This window comes from Arthrobacter sp. D2-10 (assembly GCF_054161285.1).
Map to the genome: position 1 here is coordinate 1,167,675 of NZ_CP096431.1, position 21,686 is coordinate 1,189,360.

The 21,686-nt window shown below is 65.6% G+C and carries 16 protein-coding genes and 1 riboswitch; of the genes, 6 read left to right on the top strand and 10 right to left on the bottom strand.

Features of this window, described 5'->3' with window-relative positions:
* Nucleotides 1-217 precede the first annotated feature (217 nt).
* Nucleotides 218-934 (top strand): endonuclease domain-containing protein, encoded by a 717-nt coding sequence (locus M1D74_RS05530; protein WP_458116789.1) that lies wholly within the window; start codon nucleotides 218-220, stop codon nucleotides 932-934.
* Between the two features lie 138 nt (nucleotides 935-1,072).
* Here M1D74_RS05530 and M1D74_RS05535 read toward each other — a convergent pair whose 3' ends face one another.
* The 3 genes from M1D74_RS05535 to M1D74_RS05545 all read right to left on the bottom strand — a co-directional run bounded on the left by M1D74_RS05535 (nucleotide 1,073) and on the right by M1D74_RS05545 (nucleotide 6,175).
* Nucleotides 1,073-2,605 carry an FAD-dependent oxidoreductase gene (locus M1D74_RS05535; RefSeq protein ID WP_458116790.1) on the bottom strand — a complete coding sequence of 511 codons (1,533 nt, stop codon included), beginning with the start codon at nucleotides 2,603-2,605 and terminating at the stop codon, nucleotides 1,073-1,075.
* The gene (locus M1D74_RS05540) at nucleotides 2,602-4,692 is read right to left on the bottom strand and encodes a molybdopterin oxidoreductase family protein (protein ID WP_458116791.1); all 2,091 of its coding nucleotides are present in this window, start codon (nucleotides 4,690-4,692) and stop codon (nucleotides 2,602-2,604) included. Before M1D74_RS05540 ends, M1D74_RS05535 begins: the two co-directional genes overlap by 4 nt.
* Nucleotides 4,693-4,768: 76 nt before the next feature.
* Complete coding sequence (locus tag M1D74_RS05545) at nucleotides 4,769-6,175, bottom strand: MFS transporter (protein ID WP_458116792.1); 1,407 nt, start codon at nucleotides 6,173-6,175, stop codon at nucleotides 4,769-4,771.
* A 263-nt stretch (nucleotides 6,176-6,438) separates the two neighbouring features.
* Here M1D74_RS05545 and M1D74_RS05550 point away from each other — a divergent pair, with 263 nt between their 5' ends.
* From M1D74_RS05550 to M1D74_RS05565, 4 genes are all read left to right on the top strand, one after another.
* Complete coding sequence (locus tag M1D74_RS05550) at nucleotides 6,439-7,839, top strand: MFS transporter (RefSeq protein WP_309072486.1); 1,401 nt, start codon at nucleotides 6,439-6,441, stop codon at nucleotides 7,837-7,839.
* A gap of 153 nt (nucleotides 7,840-7,992) precedes the next feature.
* Nucleotides 7,993-9,183: a serine/threonine-protein kinase gene (locus M1D74_RS05555; RefSeq protein WP_458116793.1), complete on the top strand. Its 1,191-nt coding sequence runs from the start codon at nucleotides 7,993-7,995 to the stop codon at nucleotides 9,181-9,183.
* A complete protein-coding gene (locus tag M1D74_RS05560) occupies nucleotides 9,180-10,010 on the top strand; it encodes a hypothetical protein (RefSeq protein WP_458116794.1) in 831 nt (276 codons plus the stop codon). Before M1D74_RS05555 ends, M1D74_RS05560 begins: the two co-directional genes overlap by 4 nt.
* Nucleotides 10,003-11,079, top strand: a complete 1,077-nt coding sequence (locus M1D74_RS05565) for a squalene cyclase (RefSeq protein ID WP_458116795.1) — start codon at nucleotides 10,003-10,005, stop codon at nucleotides 11,077-11,079. The genes M1D74_RS05560 and M1D74_RS05565 overlap by 8 nt, the downstream gene beginning before the upstream one ends.
* 62 nt (nucleotides 11,080-11,141) lie before the next feature.
* Here M1D74_RS05565 and M1D74_RS05570 read toward each other — a convergent pair whose 3' ends face one another.
* From M1D74_RS05570 to M1D74_RS05600, 7 genes are all read right to left on the bottom strand, one after another.
* Nucleotides 11,142-12,947: an acetyl/propionyl/methylcrotonyl-CoA carboxylase subunit alpha gene (locus M1D74_RS05570; protein WP_458116796.1), complete on the bottom strand. Its 1,806-nt coding sequence runs from the start codon at nucleotides 12,945-12,947 to the stop codon at nucleotides 11,142-11,144.
* Between the two features lie 125 nt (nucleotides 12,948-13,072).
* Nucleotides 13,073-13,693 carry a Maf family protein gene (locus tag M1D74_RS05575; protein WP_458116797.1) on the bottom strand — a complete coding sequence of 207 codons (621 nt, stop codon included), beginning with the start codon at nucleotides 13,691-13,693 and terminating at the stop codon, nucleotides 13,073-13,075.
* 117 nt (nucleotides 13,694-13,810) lie between these two features.
* A complete protein-coding gene (locus M1D74_RS05580; RefSeq protein ID WP_309124373.1) occupies nucleotides 13,811-15,202 on the bottom strand; it encodes a dicarboxylate/amino acid:cation symporter in 1,392 nt (463 codons plus the stop codon).
* A 136-nt stretch (nucleotides 15,203-15,338) separates the two neighbouring features.
* Nucleotides 15,339-16,961 carry a DUF885 domain-containing protein gene (locus M1D74_RS05585; protein ID WP_458117145.1) on the bottom strand — a complete coding sequence of 541 codons (1,623 nt, stop codon included), beginning with the start codon at nucleotides 16,959-16,961 and terminating at the stop codon, nucleotides 15,339-15,341.
* A 209-nt stretch (nucleotides 16,962-17,170) separates the two neighbouring features.
* Entirely contained in the window at nucleotides 17,171-18,415 is a 1,245-nt protein-coding gene (locus M1D74_RS05590; protein ID WP_458116798.1) for a glycoside hydrolase family 26 protein, read from the bottom strand.
* 16 nt (nucleotides 18,416-18,431) lie between these two features.
* Nucleotides 18,432-18,506: riboswitch (cyclic di-GMP riboswitch) on the bottom strand.
* A gap of 169 nt (nucleotides 18,507-18,675) precedes the next feature.
* Nucleotides 18,676-18,906, bottom strand: coding sequence for an acyl-CoA carboxylase epsilon subunit (locus tag M1D74_RS05595; RefSeq protein WP_458116799.1), 231 nt, complete (start codon nucleotides 18,904-18,906; stop codon nucleotides 18,676-18,678).
* Nucleotides 18,903-20,537 (bottom strand): acyl-CoA carboxylase subunit beta, encoded by a 1,635-nt coding sequence (locus tag M1D74_RS05600; protein ID WP_458116800.1) that lies wholly within the window; start codon nucleotides 20,535-20,537, stop codon nucleotides 18,903-18,905. The genes M1D74_RS05595 and M1D74_RS05600 overlap by 4 nt, the downstream gene beginning before the upstream one ends.
* A 231-nt stretch (nucleotides 20,538-20,768) precedes the next feature.
* Between M1D74_RS05600 and M1D74_RS05605 the strand changes: the two genes are divergently transcribed.
* On the top strand, nucleotides 20,769-21,617 hold the full coding sequence (locus M1D74_RS05605) for an SDR family oxidoreductase (RefSeq protein WP_309072348.1): 849 nt from the start codon (nucleotides 20,769-20,771) through the stop codon (nucleotides 21,615-21,617).
* Nucleotides 21,618-21,686: the final 69 nt, after the last annotated feature.

Consider the following 21,686-nt stretch of genomic DNA (forward strand, 5'->3'; position numbering starts at 1 on the left):
CGGGAAATCCGGGCCGCAAGCCGGGCTCGACAGTGCCTCCACAAGCCGCTCAATCCGGGCACTTTGTACACACAGTCCGTTGACGGGGTCGGTTCGCCGCTGGATGCGGGTGCACTGGGACGGTGAACGCAACCAAGGTTCTGCGCGGTGTTGGATCAGTAGCTCGCACACAGACGCTTCGCGGCGCGGTGTCAGCAAGAGACAGATCGCGAACGCCGTGAACCGCGGCGAAATTATGCGTCTGCGCACTGGTCTGTTGGCGTTGCCCGATGCTCCCGCCGATTTCCGCGTTGCCCTCGACAACAATGGGCTGCTGACCTGTGCTTCTGCAGCGAAGCACTATGGGCTGTGGTCGCTGTACCCACCGGACCGCCTTCACCTCAGTTGCCTGCACGGGCACGGGCGTGGCTACTCGAACCATCGCGAACGGACGGTTCCCACGCATGACACCCTGCCCTTGGTGGGAGTCATCGATGTGCTGGTTCACGCGCTCCGCTGCCTTCCACCGGTGGAAGCGGCCGTGATGGTCGAGTGCTCCCTGCGGCGCAGCGACACTGTTCGACCCTTTCTCTTGGAACGACTGCAGGGTGACCGGAACGGCGGGGCTCGGGCAGCGCTGGATCTGGTGACCGGTTGTGCCGAGTCTGCTGTCGAAGTGGTCGCCCGGATACTGTTCCGAGAAGCCGGGTTCTATGTGGAGACCCAGGTGCAGATCGAGGGCGTGGGACGCGTTGATTTCCTGCTTGAGGGCTTTGTGGTTGTCGAGGTCGACGGCGCTGCCTACCACTCCGACCGCCGCGCCCTCCAGCGCAACAACTCGACCATCGCTGGCGGCTATCTCATACTGCGGTACAGCTATGAGGACATCATGTTTCACCAGGACGCAGTTCTCGACCAGGTGCGGGCAGTGCTATCGGGCCGGGTGATCCGATGAGGGCGGGCCTGATTCCCCAGGTACTTCGGCAGAAGAGCCTGTTTCAGCGGCGTGTTGTTGGGCGACACGCGCTTCACCGCGCAGAACCCGGGGAAAGTGGGCCGGGGTTGGACGGGTACGGGTTGGAAAGGCCGGGGATCAGGCGGGAGTGGGCTGGAAGTGCTGCTCGATGATCGACCTGATGTCGTTGTGGCAACCCCCGCAGCCGGTCCCGGCGCGCGTCGACGCCGACACTTCCGCCACACTCGAACAGCCGACGACGGCAGCCTGCTCGATGCTGCCCCGGCTCACGCCCGCGCATCGGCAGACAATTGCTGCGGGGTTGGAGGACGACGACGACGATGCTGCCGCCCCTTCCGCCCCGTCCAGCCGCAGCAGGCTGGACCTGTCAGCCGGCAGTACCGAGCCGCTCTCGAACAGAAGTACCAGCTCGGCACCGGCTCGCGGCAATCCAATGCACACGAGGCCCTGCAGCACCCCGTTCCGGGTGACCATCTTCGCGTAGCTGCCCTGCTGGGGGTCCGCCCACAGTGCGACGGCGGTGCCGTCGTCGTGCGCTGCCCACGGGTCGGCCGAAGCGTCACCGGCAACAACCGCGTCGAGCCGGCGGGCCTTCAGCATCAGCACCGGCGGCAACACCGCCTCGACGTAACGCGACCCCGTGGGAACAACGTCCGCGACGAACGACTCAGCCAACCACTCGGCCTGCTTCCACCCTGGACCGATCAAGCCGGACGGCGCAGTGTCGCCCTGACAATCCGCGCAGTCCGGGAAAGTGCAGCGAACCTCGGCACAGTCGCCGATCGCGTAGATGTACTCGTCATGGTGCGCCCGCAGGGAGTGGTCCACCAGGATGCCCGACGCGACCGGAAGACCCGCCCCCTCGGCCAGTTCAACCCGCGGCCGCACACCGCAGGAGAGGACCAGCAGGTCGCCGGAAACCAGCCGGCCGTCGTCGAGACGCAGTGCGGTGAAGGCGCCGGCGTCGTCATGCTCGAGACCAACGGCCTTGGCACCGGACACAAGCCGCACCCCCTGGGAACGGAGCGCGGACGCCAGAACGCGTCCGCCGCCGTCGTCGATAGTGCGGGCCAGCGGGTAATCGCCGTGGTGGACGACCGTGACGCGGGCACCCTCCTCGGCAGCGGCCAGCGCCGCCTCCAAACCAAGAATGCCGCCGCCGAGGATTACCAGGTCACCCCGGCGTTCGACGACGGAGCGCAGCACCCGCGCGTCCGCCAGGTCCCGGAGGGCGGTCACACCGGCGGGCAATGCCGGGTGCAGCGGGTCGGGATTGAGCCCGGCGAGGTAGGGGATGACCGGCCGCGCGCCGGTCGCGAGGACCAGACGGTCGTAGGGGCGCACGGTGCCGTCGTCGAGCAGGATCTGCTGCCTGGCGCGGTCAATGCGCCGGACTCCGGCACCGAGCAGCACCTCGGCGCCCATTGACGCCAACCGGGCAGGGTCGCTCAAAGCAATTGCGGACGGCGAGGTGCGGCCCACGCCGACGTCGGCGACCAGCACGCGGTTGTACGCAGCTTCGGGCTCCGACCCGATGACCGTCAGCTGCACATCCCCGGACGCGAGGGACGGTTCCAGAACGTCGATGAAGCGGGCGGCCACCGGCCCGAAGCCCACCACTACAACGCGCTCAGCAGGTCGAGAACTCATACGGCCACCGCCTCACTCAGAGCGGGTTGGTGCACGCGCACCGACACCCGCGTGGTCTTGAACTCGGGCATCCCGGAGATCGGATCCGTATCCGACGACGTGAGCACGTTCGCATTGCCTGCCCCGGGAAAATGGAACGAGAGAAATACCGTGTCAGTCCGCACGGCCGTCGACAGCTGGGCTTGCGCCCGCACCGTTCCCCGCTCATTGCTGATCTCAACCTCGGCGCCGTCCAGTATGCCGAGGCCCGCAGCCGTCACGGGATGGATTTGCAGCATCTGCCCGCTGCTGGTCGAGACAAGGTCGCCTATCCTGCGGGTCTGCGTGCCGGACTGGTAGTGCTCCAGCAGCCGCCCGGTTGTTAGGGAAAGTCTTCCGTCGGAGGAACGAACGGCAGCAGGAAGGGACGACGCCGGCGCCACCGGATGCAGCACAGCCCGCCCGTCGGGGTGAGCGAAGCGGTCGAGGAACAACCTCGGAGTACCGAGAAGATCACCGGTGCCGGTGCCGGTGCCGCTGCTACCCGCCGGGAAAGGCCAGTAGGCGGCAGCACCGCCGTCGAGCATGGCGTAATCGATGCCGGAGTAGTCGGCGAGACCGCCCGCGCTCGCCGCCCGGAGCTCGGTGAACACCGTCTCGGGGTCCTCGGAGAACGACGACGGCGCGTCCAGCAGTTCCGCCAGTCGCGCCATGACCCACAGCTCGCTGCGCGCGCCGGGGGGAGGTGAAACGGCTGCCCTGCGCCGCAGGATGCGCCCTTCAAGGTTGGTCATGGTGCCTTCCTCCTCGGCCCACTGCAGCACCGGCAGCACCAAGTCCGCCTCCGCGGCGGTCTCGGACAGGAAGAAATCGCACACCACCAGGAAGTCGAGGCGGCGCAGGCCCTCAAGGACGGTCGCGGCATTCGGAGCCGACACCACCACGTTGGCGCCATGAACGAACAGACAGCGCACGCCGTCTGGCTTGCCCAGCGACCCCAGGAGTTCGACGGCGGGAACTCCCGGCCCGGGGATGAGGGACTCGGGCACGCCCCAGACTCCGGCGACGTGTTTGCGGGCGGCGGGGTCGGTGATCTTGCGGTAGCCGGGCAGCTGGTCCGCCTTCTGCCCGTGCTCCCGTCCGCCCTGTCCGTTGCCCTGGCCCGTGAGCGTGCCGTAGCCGCTGCCGGGGGTGCCGGGCAGCCCGAGGAGGAGCGCGAGGTTGATGGCGGCCGTTGCAGTGTCGGTGCCGTTGGCATGCTGCTCAACGCCGCGCCCGGTCAGGATGTACGTCCCGCCGGGTCCTGCCAGCCGGTGGGCAGTTTCACGGATGAGCTCGGCCGGCACCCCCGTGACGGAGGCAACGCGTTCGGGCCACCACGGGGCAACGCTGCGGGCGATGGCGTCGTATCCGCTGGTCCGCTGCTGCACGTAGGCCTGATCGACGAGGCCGTCCATGATGACCACGTGGGTAATGCCGAGGAGCAGTGCGAGGTCAGTCTTCGGCGCGGGCTGCAGGTGCCGCCCGCGGCCCTCGGACGTGAGATCCGCCGTGGCCGACCGTCTCGGGTCCACGACGATCAAACCGCCGGCATCGCGCGCGCCCTGAAGATGCTGCACGAACGGCGGCATCGTGTCTGCGGTGTTGGAGCCAAGCATGAGGATGGTCCGTGCTGCACCGAGGTCCGCCAGGGGGAAGGGCAGTCCGCGGTCCAGTCCGAAAGCGCGGTTCCCGGCCGCAGCGGCGGAGGACATGCAGAACCGTCCGTTGTAATCAATGCGCGAGGTTCGCAGAGCCAGCCGCGCGAACTTGCCCAGTTGATAGGCCTTCTCATTGGTCAGACCGCCACCGCCGAAGACACCGACCGCGTCCGCGCCGTACCGTGCCTGGGTCGAGACGACCTGGTCGCGGATGAGTTCAAGGGCACGCTCCCACGAGATGGGACGGTGCTCGCCGTCGTCGTGCCTGAGAAGGGGCTCGCGGACGCGGTCCGGATGCTTCAGGAGCTCGGCGGACGTCCATCCCTTGCGGCACAGTCCACCCTTGTTGGTGGGGAAGTCCCGGGCGCCCACCTCCACCGAATCGAAGCCGGTGGAGGTCAGCGTCATGGCACACTGCAGGGCGCAGTAGGGACAATGCGTGGCTGTTCCTGAACTAGCTGAGCCCGAAGGAGTGCCGCACATGCTAGACGTGCCCGACGCTCGAGGTGCTGCGGCGCAGGTAGAAGAACCAGGTCACCGCAAGCATGAGGACGTAGGCGGCCACGAAGCCGTAGAACGCGGACTCGTAGTTGCCCGTGGCGCCCTTCGACGCGTTGAGCACCTGGGGGATGACGAAGCCGCCATAGGCTCCGATTGCGGAAATGAGACCCAGAGCAGCTGCGGCCTTGCGTCCGGTGCTCATGGCCCCGTCGGATCGTCCCCGGAGGGCGAAGATCACGGGGATCATGCGGTAGGTGGAACCGTTACCGGCACCGGCCGCTGCGAAGAGCACCAGGAACAGGCCGAGGAAGAGCCAGAAGTTGCCCAGCGGCAGCGTCCACACCACGGTGAGGGCAATCATGGCCATGACGGCGAAAGCGGTCACCGTGATGCGTGCGCCGCCCCACCTGTCGGCAAGACGTCCTCCGTACGGCCGGGCCAATGAGCCGACCAACGGACCGAGGAACGCGAGGGACAGGGCAGCCGGACCGAGTGCGAAGGTGGAGAACTCCGGAAAGGAGTCGAGGATCAGCTTCGGAAAGACGCCCGAAAACCCGATGAACGAGCCGAAGGTCCCGATGTACAGGAAGGCCATGATCCACAGGTGCGGTTCGCGCAGGGCGGCGATGGAGCCGGCGAGGTCGGACTTGGCGCTGGACAGGTTGTCCATGTACTTCCAGGCACCGAAGGCGGCGACGAGGATCAGCGGCACCCAGATCCAGCCGGCCAGCGGCAGGTTAAGCGTCGCGGCCGCGCCGGCGGCGATCACCAGCGGAACAACCAACTGCGCGACGGCGGCACCCAGGTTTCCGCCCGCGGCATTCAGTCCCAACGCCCATCCCTTTTCCCGGACGGGATAGAAGAAGGTGATGTTCGCCATCGAGCTGGCGAAGTTGCCGCCGCCGAAACCGGCGAACGCCGCGATCAGGAGGAGCATCCCGAACGGAGTGTCCGGGTTGCTGACCGCGATTGCGAGGCCGATGGAGGGGATCAACAGCAGGAGCGCGGAGATGATCGTCCAGTTCCTGCCGCCGAACCGCGGAACCATGAAAGTGTAGGGGATCCGCATGGTCGCGCCGACGAGGCTCGGCATGGAGATGAGCCAGAAGATCTGCGAGGTGGTGAAGTTGAATCCGGCTGCGGGGAGATACACCACCACGATTGACCAAAGCTGCCAGACAACGAAACCGAGGAACTCACAGGCGATGGACCACTGCAGGTTACGCCGGGCGATCGTCCTGCCGCCGGAGTCCCACTGATCCCGGTCCTCGGGGTTCCAGTTGTCGATCCAGCGGCCCGGCCGGTGCACAAGGGCGGCACCGGGCGCTGCTCCTGACACGGGAGCTGTTGATGATGGGGCATCCGGGGTGACTGCGCGGTCGACGCTCATCGCGAACCTTTCGTTCAAGGGGCAGTACAGCCACACTAGAAAGGGCGCGTTTCGAGTCCGCTCGCGGGATGTAAACGGGATGTGACATCCGGCTATCCGCCCGCGAAGAGGCGCGTTAGCCCGCGGAAAAGCTCCCGCCACACAACGACAATGTCCACAATGTGGACGAGTTATCTCACTGTTCGGCTGCAGTGATGAGATTAGGAAGCACCAATATCACGGCAGGCTGTGTATTACGCCGTCGTTCAGAGAAAGCAAGAAATATGTCATCGTCATCTTCGACCGTGGAGCCCACAGCCAAGCCGCTGAACTCCCGGGGGCGCGTGATCTTCGCGAGCCTCATCGGTACCACCATTGAGTTCTACGACTTCTACATCTACGCCACGGCGTCGGTGCTGGTGTTCCCGGCCCTGTTCTTCCCCAACTCCTCACCGGCGACGGCGCTGCTTCAGTCCTTTGCCGTGTTCGGCGTCGCCTTCGTGGCCCGTCCCCTCGGATCGATCGTGTTCGGACACTTCGGGGACCGTATCGGTCGCAAGGGAACCCTGGTCGCGTCGCTGCTGACGATGGGTATCGCGACCTTCCTCATCGGCGTCCTGCCTACCGCACAGGTTCCGGGCTGGACCTTCCTCGCTCCGGCAATCCTCGTTCTCCTGCGCTTCTTCCAGGGCCTGGCCCTCGGCGGTGAGTGGAGCGGCGCTGCCCTTCTCGCGACCGAGAACGCACCCGCAGGCAAGCGCGCGATCTACGGAACGTTCCCGCAGCTGGGTGCTCCGATCGGCTTCATCATTGCCAACCTGCTGTTCGTTGTCCTCAACGCCACGCTCGACCCGGAGGCGTTCATGGCCTGGGGCTGGCGCGTCCCGTTCATCGCCAGCGCGATTCTCGTCATCGTCGGCCTGTACGTGCGCCTCAAGCTCATCGAAAGCCACTCATTCCAGCAGGTCATCGAAAAGGGCAAGGTCGTCAAGCTGCCCCTGGCGTCTGTGTTCAAGCGTCAGTGGCGCCCGCTGCTGCTCGGCACCTTCATCATGTTCGCGACGTACGTGCTGTTCTACCTGATGACGTCCTTCACGCTGACCTTCGGAACCGCGCCTGCCACCGTTGAGTCCGCCGCCGCAGCGGCTGAGGCTGCGGGCAAGCCCTTCAACCCCGACACCTTTGTTCCGGGCCTCGGCATTGCGCGTGGTGACTTCCTCTGGATGCTGATCATCGGCGTCGTGTTCTTCGGCATCTTCACCATCGTGTCCGGTCCGTTGGCCGAGAAGTTCGGCCGTCGTCGTATGCTTCTGGCCACCACCGTGGGCATTGCGCTGTTCGGCTTGACCTGGGTTCCCTTCTTCGGCGGCGGAACCGTCGGCGCCATGGCGCTGCTGATCCTCGGATTCACCCTGATGGGCCTCACCTTCGGTCCGATGGCGGCGATCCTGCCCGAGCTGTTCCCCGCCAACGTCCGCTACACCGGGTCGGCCGTTGCCTACAACCTCTCCAGCGTGATCGGGGCGGCGCCGGCGTCGTTCGTGGCCATTGCCCTCTGGCAGGCGGCAGACGGCAGCACCTTCCTGGTGGGGCTGTACCTCAGCATCGCCGCGGTGCTCACGTTCATCGCCCTCTGGATCTCGCGGGAAACCCGGGACCACGATTACGAGAACAACATCGCCTAACCAGCGTTGCGAGCGAAGGCTCCCGGCCATCAGGTAACTGTTGGCCGGGAGCCTTTTTGCGTTAGCCCACTACCGCCTCTTCCCAAGCTTTCCGCAGGGACCTCACCGCAAAATAGTCCACAGGCTTACCTTTTCTGGCGGGAGCGGATGGGCATGAATCAGGAAACGCTCGCGAGCGGACGGTACGTCCTCGATCGGGTGATCGGCGTTGGCGGCATGGCCGACGTCTATCGCGCACGGGACACCCGGCTGCACCGGGATGTCGCGGTGAAAATGTTCCGCCGCGGATCTGCCGAGGGCTTGGCACGGGGGTCCGGCGAAGCGAAGATGCTCGCGGGCCTTCACCACCCGGGCCTGGTTCGGGTACTGGACATGGACGCCGAATGCGCGAGGCTCGAACCGTCCTACCTCGTCATGGAATACGTCAGGGGCTCGGACCTTGGGGCAGTGCTCCGGGAGGGCCCGCTCCCCGTCGAACGGGTTGTCACGGCCTGCCTGGACCTTGCACGCACCCTCGAGTACATCCATGCTCAGGGCATCGTGCACCGGGACATCAAGCCCTCGAACGTGCTCACCCGCTGTACGGAAGCAGCGGACGGCAGTTTCAGCTTCCTCCTCACGGACTTCGGTATCGCGCGATTCTTCGCCAGCAGCCGCGTCAGCGCGACCGGCAGCCTCATCGGCACGGCCACCTACTTCAGTCCCGAACAGGCCCGCGGCGATCGGGTCGGCACGCCCACCGACATCTACGCGCTGGGCCTGCTGCTGATCGAATGCCTCACCGGAGCGCCCGCCTTCCCGGGCACCGGTCTGGAGAGCGCCCTTGCCCGGCTGAGCCGCCCGCCCCTGATTCCCGAGACCTTCGGCCGCGGCTGGCATTCACTGCTTACCGCCATGACCCTCGACAACCCGCTCGACCGCCCAAGCGCGGCGGAAATTGTCCAGCGCCTCGGCGCCTCGGACCTCCCCGCAACGGCCGTCGGCCCTCTCCCGACACCCGCCACCGAATCAACGACGACGACGGCGACACCCTCCGCCCCGGCCGGCACCGAAGAGCGGTTAACGGCCACGAAGGCCAGGTTCTCGGAGCAGCTCACCCTCGACCGGCCCGAGGTCGACGACAGTGAAGCAAGTTCCCGCCCTGCGGAGGCGAGGCGGGCCTCGGTGAAGGTGAGGCTGCGCGCGCGGGCGCTGGCCGCCGTCGTCGTGCTGGTGGGTTTGATGTTCGCGGTCCTGATGATGGTTTTCGACATGAACCCTGGGCCGGGACCCACACCTCTGCCCACAATCCCGGGGAGCACCGGTGCCCTGCTGGACAGTCTGTATGAGAGCGTGCAGCCGTGATCATTCGCGCTGCCCTGAGCACTGTGGTGGTCGCCTCCGTGCTCATGTTCAGCGGGTGTTCTGCCCCGCCGATCGAGTCCCGGGTGGCGCAGGAGCTGCAATCCGAGGTGCAGCAGATAGCGGTCCTCACCGCGCGCGGTGACACGGCTGATGCTGTCGCCGCAGCTCATGAACTCGCGGCACGGGTAAGGACCGCCCAGATGGAGGGGAAGATCACGGGTGAACGCGCCGTGATGATCCTTCAGCGTGTGGAGCAACTTATTGAGCGGCTGGTGCGGTCCGGTGCGGCACCGGCACCGCTGGATCTACAGCCGATGGCGTCTCCGATGGACCCGGCGGCACCGGTTCCCAAACCCCAGCCCGCGCCGGAGCCGGAACCCGAATCCGAACCTGTTCCAACCGATCCAACCGATCCAACCGACATCCCGAAACCCGCGGAGCAACCTGCGCCTCCTGCGCCCATCGAGCCCGCTGACCTGCCGGAGCCTGTCGTCATCGAACCTGCACCGGAGCCCGTCGACTCCTCCGGGAGCTCCGGCACCGGATCGGGGAGTGGGGCCGACAGCGGCTCCCCGAACAGCGTCCCGGGCACCGCAGGGAACTCCGGCAGCGGTGTGCCGGGGAACGAGACAGCGGGGAACGGTACAGCGGGGAACGGTACAGCGGGGAACGGTACAGCGGGGAACGGTACAGCGGGGAACGGCGTAGGCAATGGAGGAGCGGGCCCCGTCGTTTCGCTTCCGCTCGAGGTCGAGGCCGGGGATGGAGAGATCGAAAGAGATGACGGCGGCAAGGGCCGCGGACGAGGACGGAGCAGCGATGACTGAGCTGAACCTTCTGGAATGGTTGCTCGACACCGATCCGGCCCTGCGCTGGCAGGTGCAGCGAGACCTCGTTGGAGCACCTGTTGCGCAGTGGCAGGCAACGCGCGCCAGAATTGCGGCGGAAGGACTGGGTGCGCAACTGCTGGCCCACCAGGATGAGGACGGCCAATGGGCAGGCGGGGCATACTTCCCGGCGGACTTCGATTTCGAAGGACCCGAAGCCGACCTTGAGGCAGGGCAACCCTACACCGCTACCACATGGTCACTGAACACGCTGCGTGACTGGGGGCTGGACGCAAAGGTGCTCTCCGGAACGGCTGAGCTGCTCGCGGAAAATAGCCGGTGGGAGTATGACAATCTGCCCTACTGGGACGGCGAGGTGGATTGCTGCATCAATGCCTACACGCTGTCGAACGGTGCGTGGCTTGGTGCCGACGTCAGCCGGCTCGCCCAGTGGTTCCCGGACCACCAACTGGACGACGGCGGCTGGAACTGTGAGTGGGTGGAGGGCTCAAAGCGGTCCTCATTCCACTCCACCCTGAACGTGCTGAAGGGCCTGCTCTACTACGAGACCGTCACCGGCCGCTCCGACACGTTGAGCGCTGCGCGCCGGAAAGGCGAGGAGTACCTGCTGGAACGCCGCCTGCTGTACCGGCTGTCCACGGGCGAGCCGGTGGGAGCCTGGGCCACCCGCTTCGCCTACCCGTTCCGGTGGTTCTACAGTGCACTCAACGCGGTGGATTACTTCCGCGCAGCCACGCTGTACGATGGCGGCACGCCTGACCCGCGCCTGGCCGACGCTGTGGAGGTCATTCAGGCCGCCCGCCAACCGGACGGCCGCTGGATCCAGGGTCACCGCCATCCGGGACGAGTCTGGTTCGAGCTGGACGCACCGGAAGGAGAGCCGTCCCCGTGGCTGACGTTCTATGCCGTCCGCGCCCTTGCCTGGTGGAACGAGTCAGTTCCGTACACGGCCGATGCGTCAGCTGTGAAGGCTCCGGACGGATCCAGGCCCAGCACAGCAAGCGCGCCTGCCCCACAAGCTGCAGGAGCGCAGCAGAGCCTCAGTTGACTCCAGCTAGCTGACCCCAGCTCGCTGATTCCAGCTAGGTGATCACGGTTGATTGACCGCGGCTAGCTGATCGCGGCGATGACGGCACCGGCAGACACGGTGTCGCCCGGTGCAGCGGTCAGCCCTGACAGCGTGCCGGACTTGTGCGCAGTCAACGGCTGTTCCATCTTCATCGCTTCGAGCACCACGATGAGGTCGCCCTCGGACACCTGGTCACCGTCCTGGACCGCAACCTTGACGATCGTGCCCTGCATCGGCGACGTGAGATCGTCACCGCTGGCAGCGGCACCGGCGCCTGCTCGTGATCGGGCAACCTTCTTGGACTTCCCGGCGGCCTTGCCGGACGACTTGCCGTTGGACATGCCGAGCGAAGCAGGCAGCACGACCTCAAGCCGTTTGCCGCCAACCTCAACGGTCACGCGCTGTCGGGCGTCCGCGTCGTCGGCCGCGCTGTCGGTTCCGCCGTCGGGAGTCCATGGGGCGATAGTGTTGGCGAATTCCGTCTCGATCCAGCGGGTGTGCACCGAGAAGTGACCCGACGCAGGTGCAAACGCCGGGTCGCTGACCACAGCGGCGTGGAAGGGCAGCACGGTCGGCATGCCGTCGATCTGCATCTCTGCCAGCGCCCGTCGGGACCGCTCCAGGGCCTGGGTGCGTGTGGCCCCGGTGACGATGAGCTTGGCTAGCATCGAATCGAAGTTTCCGCCGATTACTTCGCCCGCCTCGATGCCCGAGTCCACGCGGACACCCGGGCCGGTGGGCAGCTTCAGCGTGTGCACGGTACCGGGTGCGGGCATGAAGCCCCGACCGGCGTCTTCGCCGTTGATGCGGAACTCGAAGGAGTGGCCGCGGACAGCGGGGTCGGTGTAACCGAGTTCCTTACCCCGGGCAAGGCGGAACTGTTCGCGCACCAGGTCGATGCCGGTGACTTCCTCGGACACCGGGTGCTCAACCTGAAGACGGGTATTCACCTCGAGGAAGGAGATGGTGCCGTCCTGGCCAACCAGGAATTCGCAGGTGCCCGCGCCCTGGTAGCCGGCTTCCTTGAGGATGGCCTTCGATGCCTCGTACAGGCGGGAGTTCTGGTCCTCGCTCAGGAACGGTGCGGGGGCTTCCTCGACGAGCTTCTGATTACGGCGCTGGAGCGAGCAGTCACGTGTGGAAACGACGACGACGTTGCCGTACGCATCGGCGAGGCACTGGGTCTCAACGTGGCGGGGTGCGTCCAGAAAACGCTCGACGAAGCACTCACCGCGCCCGAACGCCGCGGTCGCCTCACGAACTGCTGACTCGTAGGCCTCTGCAATCTCCTCACGGTCGCGGACAACCTTGATGCCGCGCCCGCCGCCGCCGTAGGCGGCCTTGATGGCGAGCGGGAGACCGAACTCGTCGGCAAAGTCGAGGACTTCCTGCACGGATCCGACCGGGTCCTTGGTTCCGGGAACCAGGGGAGCACCCACCTTTTCGGCAATGTGGCGCGCCTGAACCTTATCGCCGAGCTGGGCGATGGAAGAGGGGGAGGGGCCGATCCAGGTGAGTCCGGCGTCGAGCACTTGTTGCGCGAACTGGGCATTCTCGGAGAGGAAGCCGTAGCCGGGGTGGATGGCATCGGCGCCGCTGCGGGCCGCCGCGTCGAGGATCTTGTCCATCACCAGGTAGGACTCCGCCGCAGTGTTGCCCTCGAGTGCATAAGCCTCGTCGGCAAGGCGGACATGCAGTGCGTCGCGGTCGGGCTCGGCGTAGACGGCGACCGACGCGATGCCCTCATCACGGGCTGCCCGGATCACACGAACGGCGATCTCGCCCCGGTTGGCGATCAGTACTTTAGTGACGGGCGCGGCGGCAGGTGCGGACATCGACTCGCTCATGGGTAGGGGCTCCTTTTGGTCTGTTGGGAGCCTAGCGCGGTTTTGTTGCTACCGCCCATAAACCATGCCGATTCCCCGTGTTGGGGAGTCATTATTTGTAGGGAAGCTACAAAAGGCTGCTGGTCCTAATTCCAAAGGTCGGTAATGCTGACCCCCGCGGCGCGGAGCAGTTCCCGGAGCATGGACACGCTGAGGCCGACGACGGCGTGGGGGTCGCCGTCGACCTTGCGGATGAAGGCTCCGCCCCGTCCGTCGATTGTGAAGGAGCCGGCGCAGTGGAGCGGCTCGCCGGTTGCGATGTAGGCGTCGATCTCCGTATCGGCCAGGTGCATGAAGTGAACCTCGGCCGATGCCACCGCGCCGGATGCCGAACCAAGCCCGGTGCCGTTACGGGTATCAACGAGCCAGTGGCCGGTGTGGAGGGTTCCGGAGGAGCCGGACATCCGCTTGATGCGCTCCCGTGCGACGTCGGGTTCGTACGGTTTTCCGTGGGCCTCGCCTTCAAACTCGAAGACCGAGTCGCAGCCGATGACGAGGGCTCCCTGCGCTTCAGGCAACGCCGCAACCGCCTCTGCCTTGGCGCGGGCCAACAACAGGGACGTGTCATAGGGGGTAGGAGTACCGTGCGCTGCGGTGACGGCATCCTCATCAACGTCGGACACGGTAACGGTATGGGCTATGCCGGCCTCGGCGAGGAGCTTGGTGCGTGCAGGGGAAGCGGAAGCGAGGATCAGCCGGATGGTCATGCGAACCAGCCTAGTGTTCCGCGCCACCCTTAAACACAAACGAGTTGGCAGGACACGCCCCTGAAAGGGTTCCCATTAGGGGCGTGTCCTGCCAACTCAACGCGGAGGTTCGGGAGATCAGGCCTTCGTCTCGACCAGCTCGGGAGCTGCGTCCGTCGTGGGGGTGTCATCCACGAATGGGTCGCCCGTGCGCTGTGCGTTGTAGAGCTCGGTGTTGAGGAGGTTTTCGCGCTTCGCGACGATCGTCGGAACCAGCGCCTGACCGGCAACGTTCACCGCGGTGCGGCCCATGTCCAGGATGGGGTCGACCGCCAGCAGCAGGCCGACGCCGGCAAGCGGCAGACCCAGCGTGGAGAGTGTCAGGGTCAGCATGACGACGGCACCGGTAGTACCCGCGGTCGCGGCCGAACCCAGCACCGAGACCAGAGCGATCAGCACGTACTGTCCGAAGTCGAGCTGGATGCCGAAGAACTGGGCCACGAAGATTGCTGCGATGGCAGGGTAGATCGCGGCGCAGCCGTCCATCTTGGTGGTGGCGCCCAGGGGTACGGCGAAGGATGCGTAGCTTCGGGGCACGCCCAGGTTCCGCTCGGTCACCCGCTGCGTCAGGGGCAGGGTGCCGATCGACGAGCGGGACACAAACGCGAGCTGGATCGCCGGCCAGGCGCCGGAGAAGTACTGCTTCACCGAAAGACCATGGGCGCGGATCAGGACGGGGTAAACGGCGAACAGCACCAGTGCCAGACCCACGTAGATGGCGAGGGTGAACTTGCCGAGCGAACCGATGGTGTCCCAGCCGTACACCGCCACTGCCTTTCCGATCAGGCCGACGGTACCGATCGGCGCGATCCGGATGATCCACCAGAGCACCTTCTGGATGACGGCCAGAGCCGATGCGTTCAGTGCGAGGAACGGTTCGGCGGGCTTGCCGACCTTCAGGGCGGCGATGCCGATAGCGACGGCGACCACCAGGACCTGCAGCACGTTGAAGTTGAGCCCTGTGGTGATCGCGCCGGCGTCATCCACGCTGGACGAGGCCTGCAGGCCGAGGAAGTTGGCGGGGATGAGGCCGGTCAGGAAGGCCCACCAGTCACCGGTGCGGCCGGTGTACTCGCTCGGAGGCGCCGCATTCGTGTTGGCACCCGGCTGGAAGATTGTCCCAAGGCCGATGCCGATCACCACGGAAATGAGCGCGGTGATGGCGAACCAGAGCAGCGTCTGCCCGGCCAGGCGCGCGGCGTTGTGGACGGCACGGAGGTTGGCGATCGAGCTCACCACCGCGGTGAAGATCAGGGGTACGACGGCGGCCTTCAGAAGCGAGACGTAGCTCGAACCGATGGTGGCGAGGGTTGTGCCGAGGGCATTGGGTGTCTCTTCGGTGTGGCCGGTGTATTTGGCGATCAGACCAAGCACGAGGCCAACGATCAGGGCAGCGATGATTTGCGGTCCGAAGGAGGTTACCCAGCGGGGCAACCTGCGGGACGCCGGAGCGGAAGTTTCTGAAGTCACCCGAGAACAGTAGGTTCGTTCCTCTAACAAACAAACTGCTTATTGCGAAATGTTTCATCTTGAACCAAATGGGTCGGCAGGACACACCCCTCGGGAATGCCTGTCGAGGTGTGTCCTGCCAAGTCAACGGGGAGAACTAGCTCAGGAGCGCCCTGCGCAGGGTGTCCAAGCCCACAGAGCCGAGGTTCAGTGCGCGGGTGTGGAAGTCGCGCAGGTTGAAGGAATCGCCTTCGCGCTGCTTCATTTCGTCGCGGATCTGCTCCCAGAGCCGCTGGCCGATCTTGTACGCAGGTGCCTGCCCCGGCCAGCCGAGGTAGCGGTTGAACTCGAAGTTGAGTTGACCTTCGCTGATGGCGATGTTCTTCTTCAGGAATTCGTAGCCCTTGTCCGGCGTCCAGGTGCCCGAGCCCCACCGTTCGGGGATTTCAAGCTCCAGATGGACGCCGATGTCGAAGACCACGCGCGCGGCCCGCATCCGCTGTGCGTCCAGCATGCCGAGCCTATCCCCGGGATCGCTGAGGTAACCGAGGTCCTCCATGAGCCGCTCCGCGTAGAGCGCCCACCCTTCACCGTGTCCGGAAACCCAGACGGCGTTGCGGCGCCAGGAGTTCAGGAGCCCGCGCTGGAAGGTGGCGGTGGCGATCTGAAGGTGGTGTCCGGGAACGCCCTCGTGGTAGACCGTGGTGGTTTCCTTCCAGGTGGTGAAGGAGTCCTCACCCTCGGGAACCGACCACCACATGCGGCCCGGGCGGGCGAAGTCGTCGCTCGGACCCGTGTAGTAGATGCCGCCTTCCTTGGTGGGTGCAATCATGCATTCGAGCGTGCGCATGATGTCCGGGATGTCGAAGTGCACGCCGGCGAGTTCGCTGACGGCGCGGTCGGACAGTCCCTGCATCCAGGCCTGCAAAGCGTCGGTTCCGTGAAGTTGGCGTTCAGGCGATTTGTCAAGGATGCGCATGGCCTCCTCGATGGAGGCGCCCTCCTTGATCTCGTTGGCGACGGCTTCCTGCTCGGCAATGAGCCGGTCAAGTTCCTCAACGCCCCACTGGTACGTTTCTTCGAGATCGACTGTGGCGCCGAGGAACTGGCGGGACATCAGCGAGTAATGCTCGCGCCCGACGGCGTCCTTCTCGGGAGCTTCGGGCAGCAGTTCTTCCTCGAGGAACGTGCGCAGATGCAGGTAGGCGCCGCGTGCTGCCTCTGCGCCCGCTGCGAGATCCGTGCGCACCGAGTCCGGGAGACCGCCGTCGTCGCCGGTGGTAGCGCCGCCCACGAACTCATCGAAGTAGCCGCCCTCGGCCGCATACACCGTCACCTGCTCGATGACGTTGCGGACCTGGCGTGCAGCAGGCAGGATGCCGCGGTTCTTCCCCTCGCGAAGTGAGGTGATGTACCCGCCGATCGCGTCCGGCACGTTGCACAGGCGGCCGGCGATGTGGCCCCACTGTTCGGCGGTGTCCGTCGACATGAGGTCGAAGATCATGCGGATTTCCTGCGCAGGGCAGGCGATGTTGTTCAGGTTGGCGAGGTTGAGCCCTGTCTCGTGGATCTCCAGTTCCAGGCCGAGACGTTCGCGCATCGCGTCCAGGGTGACGGCGTCGACGTCGTCAGTGGGCTCGAGGTCATCCAGCCGGCCCAGGGTTTCCCGGGTGGCTTCCGCAAAGGCTTCCAGTCCGGCAGGGGAGTAGTCCCGGTATTCTGTCTCGTGGCCGGGCAGGCCCAGCTGGGTAGCGAATCCCGGGTCGAGCTGCAACAGCATCTCGGTGTAGGCCTCGGCGACGGCGTCGATTGCCGTCTGGGAGCGGGTGGGAGCCACAGCGGTCAGGTTTGCAGTGGGAGTCTCGTTGATCACCCGTAGAGCCTAACGGCACGTTGTTGCCCCCGGCCACAGTGCTGTCGACTCAGAGCCGGGATCGTGACCGGATCGTGTTGCGTGCCGTGTCGAGGTGAAAGCACCGGGCGGGCCGGCTAGCGTCGAGCTGCCAGCGCCTCCCGGAAAGCGGTAGCGGAGGATTCGCTGCTGTCGATCCGCCAGTTCGCCTCCTTGGTGATGTGGAACCAGAGGAGCGCGACGACGTCGGGTTGCGCTGAGACGTACGCGAAGAGCTTCCTGTTCCAGTCCGCCTTGGAGCCGCCCAGTTCGACCGAAGCAATTTCGGCGATTACAACGGGTTTCCCGGGGGCGATCTGCCGCAACTGCGCAAGACCTTCACCCAGCAGGGCATCGGGTTCCTGCCATGTGCTCCAGCTCTGGGAAGTACCCCAGTTATAGCCGTCCAGTGCAACTTGGTCCACGTAGCTATCGCCGGGGTAGAGCTGCGCGAGCGGCGTTGAGCCCCAGTAGGGCACATTCGGATTCCAGACCCATCGGATGTTGGACGCTCCCGTTGCGGCAACCACATCGTGGACGTGGCGGTAGGCGGTGATGTAGTCACCGGCTCCGTTGCCGTTCACGCCCTCGGCCCACGGATACCAGTTGCCGTTCATCTCATGTCCGAAGCGGAGATATACGGGATGTCCCCAATCACGCAGGGCGTATCCCCAGTCGCGAAGGTATGCGTCGAAGTCTCCGGCGGCGATCCGGTCCAGTGAGTAGGCAGACTGGTCGACCCCGCCTCCCCAGGTCCAGGGCTCCCAGGTGAGCAGGGTTTCCGCTCCGCGGGCCCGAACCGATTCGAGCTCGGCGATAGGGGGAGCCTGATTGAAGTCTTTATAGGAGAGGACGAGCGAGGGTGCTTCACCGGCGATTGCGGCGACGGCGTCGAGTTCGGCGTTTGCCGCAGGACCCGACGCGGTCCCGACCCCGAAGCGAATGCTCTTGCCGCTTCCTGCAGGTTGCGGGTCGGGGCTGGGCTGCGCACTGACGACGACGAACACCGCCGACGCCGACACTGCACCGGCGGTGGCAATGACCTCGACCGAGGACGAGCCGGACGGTATGACGATGCTCGTCTGGAAGGAGCCGGAACCGCCGACGGTCATGGGAGCGGTGTTGGTGCCTGCTGTCACGGTGCCCTTGGCACGCTTCGGGAAGCCGGAGCCCTTGACTGTCACAGTCGATCCGGCCTCTCCCGAACCGCTGCTGAGACTGATGGCAGCGGATGCCTGCGCGGGTAGCGCCAAGCCCAGGGCGCAGAGAGCCGTGATAGCGACCAACAGGACAAGGCGTTGCAGCCGCAGGAGGCGCGGGCTTGAGGGCAGGGTGGGAACCATGATGACACTTTCGCTGTTCGGTAACCCGGCTGACCGCAGGGGTCCCGTGGCTTTGCGTCCCCGGCTCGCACCGGGTTTGCCCTTATCGTCGCGGGCCGATGCCCGTGCTGTTCCTGCCGCATGAATGCTGCGTCCTGCGGCACTGCACCAATTCTGCACCGGAAGCCTCAAGTTAGACCGTGCGCCCGATCAACCGGAACGCAGGATCGGCGCAGGTTGTGCTGCACGCGCCAGAACCGTCAGCCGAAGTGGTTCGGAGGCTACCGAAGTGCGCTCCGTCGCCAGGATCCCGGCCCGGGGCGCGGACCCAGCCGCAACTGGTCCCGCCGAATCCAGGTGCGGTGCGGGGCCGGCGTGCGGTCGCCGTCGTCGTTCTCTTCCAGTGCAAGCACGACGACGGCGAGGGCCGCCAGCTCCTCCGGCGTCGGGTTCCCGGCCACCACCTGGAACAGGGGAGCGCTCTCCTCAGCGGGGATGGTTTCGGTGCTCATAGCGGGATGTTTCCGTGCTTCTTGGCGGGCAGGGCCGCACGCTTGTCGCGCAACGCGCGCAGGCCGCGGACTATCTGCACCCGGGTATCGGAGGGAGCGATCACCGCGTCGACGTAACCAAGCTCGGCGGCCTGGTAGGGATTGAGGAGTTCCTCCTCATACTGGTTGATCACCTCGGCGCGGGCGGCTTCGACGTTGCCGCCGGCGTCGGCAACCGACTTCAGATGGCCGCGGTAGAGGATGTTCACTGCCCCCTGCGCGCCCATGACGCCGATCTGGGCGGTGGGCCAGGCAAGGTTGATGTCCGCGCCGAGTTTTTTCGAGCCCATGACAATGTAGGCGCCGCCGTAGGCCTTGCGGGTGATGACCGTCAGCTTCGGGACGGTGGCTTCCGCGTAGGCATACAGCAGCTTGGCGCCGCGGCGGATGATGCCGTTGAACTCCTGGTCCTTACCGGGCAGGAAGCCCGGGACATCGACGAGGGTGAGGATGGGGATGTTGAAGGCGTCGCAGTGACGGACGAACCGGGCGGCTTTTTCAGAGGCTGCGATGTCCAGGGTGCCCGCGAACTGCATGGGCTGGTTCGCGACGATCCCGACAGTGTGACCCTCGACCCGGCCGTAGCCGATGAGCACGTTCGGCGCGTACAGCGACTGCATCTCCAGGAAGTGGCCGTCGTCGACGAGGGTCGAGATGACCGTATGCATGTCGTAGGGCTGGTTGGCTGAGTCGGGGATCAGTTGATCCAGTGCAGAATCGAGCTCATTCAGCTCAAGTTCCTCGGCGAACTCCGCCAGCGGTGCTTCGGCGAGGTTGTTGGAGGGCAGGAAGTCGAGCAGCTCCCGCACGAAGTCGATGGCATCCTGCTCATCGGAAGCGAGATAGGTGGAGGTTCCCGTGGTCGAGTTGTGCTGGCGCGCCCCGCCGAGGGTTTCCATATCCACGTCTTCGCCGGTGACTGTCTTGATGACGTCCGGGCCGGTGATGAACATGTGCGAGCTCTTGTCGACCATGACCACGTAGTCAGTCAGTGCGGGGGAGTATGCGGCGCCACCGGCACAGGGCCCCATGATCAGCGAGATCTGCGGGACCACACCCGAAGCGTGCACGTTGTTCCGGAAAATGTCGGCGAACATCGCGAGGGACGCGACACCCTCCTGGATGCGGGCTCCGCCGCCGTCGTTGATTCCCACCACCGGGCAGCCGTTCCGGAGCGCGAACTCCTGCACTTTCACTATCTTCTCGCCGTTGACCTGGCTGAGCGACCCGCCGTAGACGGTGAAGTCCTGGCTGTAGATTGCGATCGGCCGGCCGTCCACGGTGGCATATCCGGACACGACGCCGTCACCGAGAGGCTTCTTCTTTTCCATGCCGAACGCGGTGGAGCGGTGCACCGCGAGGGCGTCGAACTCGACGAAAGAGCCGGCGTCAACCAGCATCTCGATGCGCTCGCGGGCCGTGCCCTTACCCCGGGCGTGGTGCCTGGCGATGGCCTCAGCGCCGGACGGCGCCAGCGAACGTTCCTGCCTCTGTCGAAAGTCGGCGAGCTTGCCTGCCGTGGTATGCAGGTCCGGGGCGGTGTCGCCCTGAATGCTTGCGTCCTGGTCGAGGGGAAGCGTTTCAGGTTGCATCGAGTCTCTTCCGATTGATGTCTTGAGTGGCTGCCGGTAGTCAGTTCCGCAGGTCCCCTTAAGTAGGTTTCCTCCAAAGAACAGAGCTTTCCGCCCAGTCTAGTGAGCAAAATGGTGCCTATGGCTGTAGAACACCTACAACAACTCCTCGAAAGACTTAGCGCAGGCGCCGAAGTTACCCGCGAGTAACAATTAGGTTTTACACCCTCTCCCCGCATTAGGGTGTCCCGTATGACTGGCAACGGCGCTCCTGTTCTCCGCACCCTGTCCGGGCGCACCATCCTGATGTCCGGCGGCAGTAGGGGTATCGGCCTGGCCATAGCATTGCGGGCCGCCCGGGACGGCGCCAACGTCGCCATCCTCGCCAAGACCGGTGAACCACACCCGAGCCTGGAAGGCACTGTCCATACCGCTGCGGATCAGATCCGCGCGGCAGGCGGGCGCGCGCTCGCCGTCGTGGGCGATGTAAGGAACGACGACGACGTTGCCTCGGCCGTAGAGGCGACGGTCGCCGAGTTCGGCGGCATCGACGTCGTCGTCAACAATGCCTCGGCGATCGATCTCTCGAAGACTCCTGACGTGTCGATGAAGCGCTACGACCTCATGGCGGACATCAACGTTCGGGGTACGTTCCTGCTGAGCAAGCTTGCGCTGCCCGCCCTGCGCAAGGGCACCAACCCGCACATCCTTACCCTCTCACCGCCGCTGAATCTCGATCCAACCTGGGCAGGGAAGCACCTCGCCTACACCATGGCCAAGTACGGAATGAGTCTGACGACTCTTGGGCTCGCGGAGGAGCTGCGCAGCGAGGGGATCGCTGTCAACTCGCTCTGGCCCCGCACCCTGATCGACACAGCTGCCATCCGTGCCATGCCCGGCGGCTCCGAGCTGATCAAGGCGGCGCGAACACCGGACATCGTCGCGGATGCCGCGCACGCGGTGCTGCTCCGGCCGGCCAGCGAATGCACCGGGAACTTTTTCACCGACGAGGAGGTCCTGCGGCAGGAGGGAGTGACGGACTTCAGCCGGTACAGCCTTGGCGCCCCGGAAGACCGCCTGATACCGGACATTTTTTTGTAGCCGCTTCCGCTTCATCCTGCGCCCAGCCCCGCTGTGGCCCCGCACCTAGGCCGACGCTCAGTGCCGGGC

Excerpts from the sequence above, each read along its gene's own strand:
- M1D74_RS05575 (WP_458116797.1), bottom strand. The coding sequence starts at position 13,693 with ATGACCATCCGGCTGATCCTCGCTTCCGCTTCCCCTGCACGCACCAAG.
- M1D74_RS05570 (WP_458116796.1), bottom strand. The coding sequence starts at position 12,947 with ATGAGCGAGTCGATGTCCGCACCTGCCGCCGCGCCCGTCACTAAAGTA.
- M1D74_RS05550 (WP_309072486.1), top strand. The coding sequence starts at position 6,439 with ATGTCATCGTCATCTTCGACCGTGGAGCCCACAGCCAAGCCGCTGAAC.
- M1D74_RS05545 (WP_458116792.1), bottom strand. The coding sequence starts at position 6,175 with ATGAGCGTCGACCGCGCAGTCACCCCGGATGCCCCATCATCAACAGCT.
- M1D74_RS05605 (WP_309072348.1), top strand. The coding sequence starts at position 20,769 with ATGACTGGCAACGGCGCTCCTGTTCTCCGCACCCTGTCCGGGCGCACC.
- M1D74_RS05590 (WP_458116798.1), bottom strand. The coding sequence starts at position 18,415 with ATGGTTCCCACCCTGCCCTCAAGCCCGCGCCTCCTGCGGCTGCAACGC.
- M1D74_RS05600 (WP_458116800.1), bottom strand. The coding sequence starts at position 20,537 with ATGCAACCTGAAACGCTTCCCCTCGACCAGGACGCAAGCATTCAGGGC.
- M1D74_RS05555 (WP_458116793.1), top strand. The coding sequence starts at position 7,993 with ATGAATCAGGAAACGCTCGCGAGCGGACGGTACGTCCTCGATCGGGTG.
- M1D74_RS05535 (WP_458116790.1), bottom strand. The coding sequence starts at position 2,605 with ATGAGTTCTCGACCTGCTGAGCGCGTTGTAGTGGTGGGCTTCGGGCCG.
- M1D74_RS05565 (WP_458116795.1), top strand. The coding sequence starts at position 10,003 with ATGACTGAGCTGAACCTTCTGGAATGGTTGCTCGACACCGATCCGGCC.
- M1D74_RS05585 (WP_458117145.1), bottom strand. The coding sequence starts at position 16,961 with ATGCTGTTGCAGCTCGACCCGGGATTCGCTACCCAGCTGGGCCTGCCC.
- M1D74_RS05540 (WP_458116791.1), bottom strand. The coding sequence starts at position 4,692 with ATGACGCTGACCTCCACCGGCTTCGATTCGGTGGAGGTGGGCGCCCGG.
- M1D74_RS05595 (WP_458116799.1), bottom strand. The coding sequence starts at position 18,906 with ATGAGCACCGAAACCATCCCCGCTGAGGAGAGCGCTCCCCTGTTCCAG.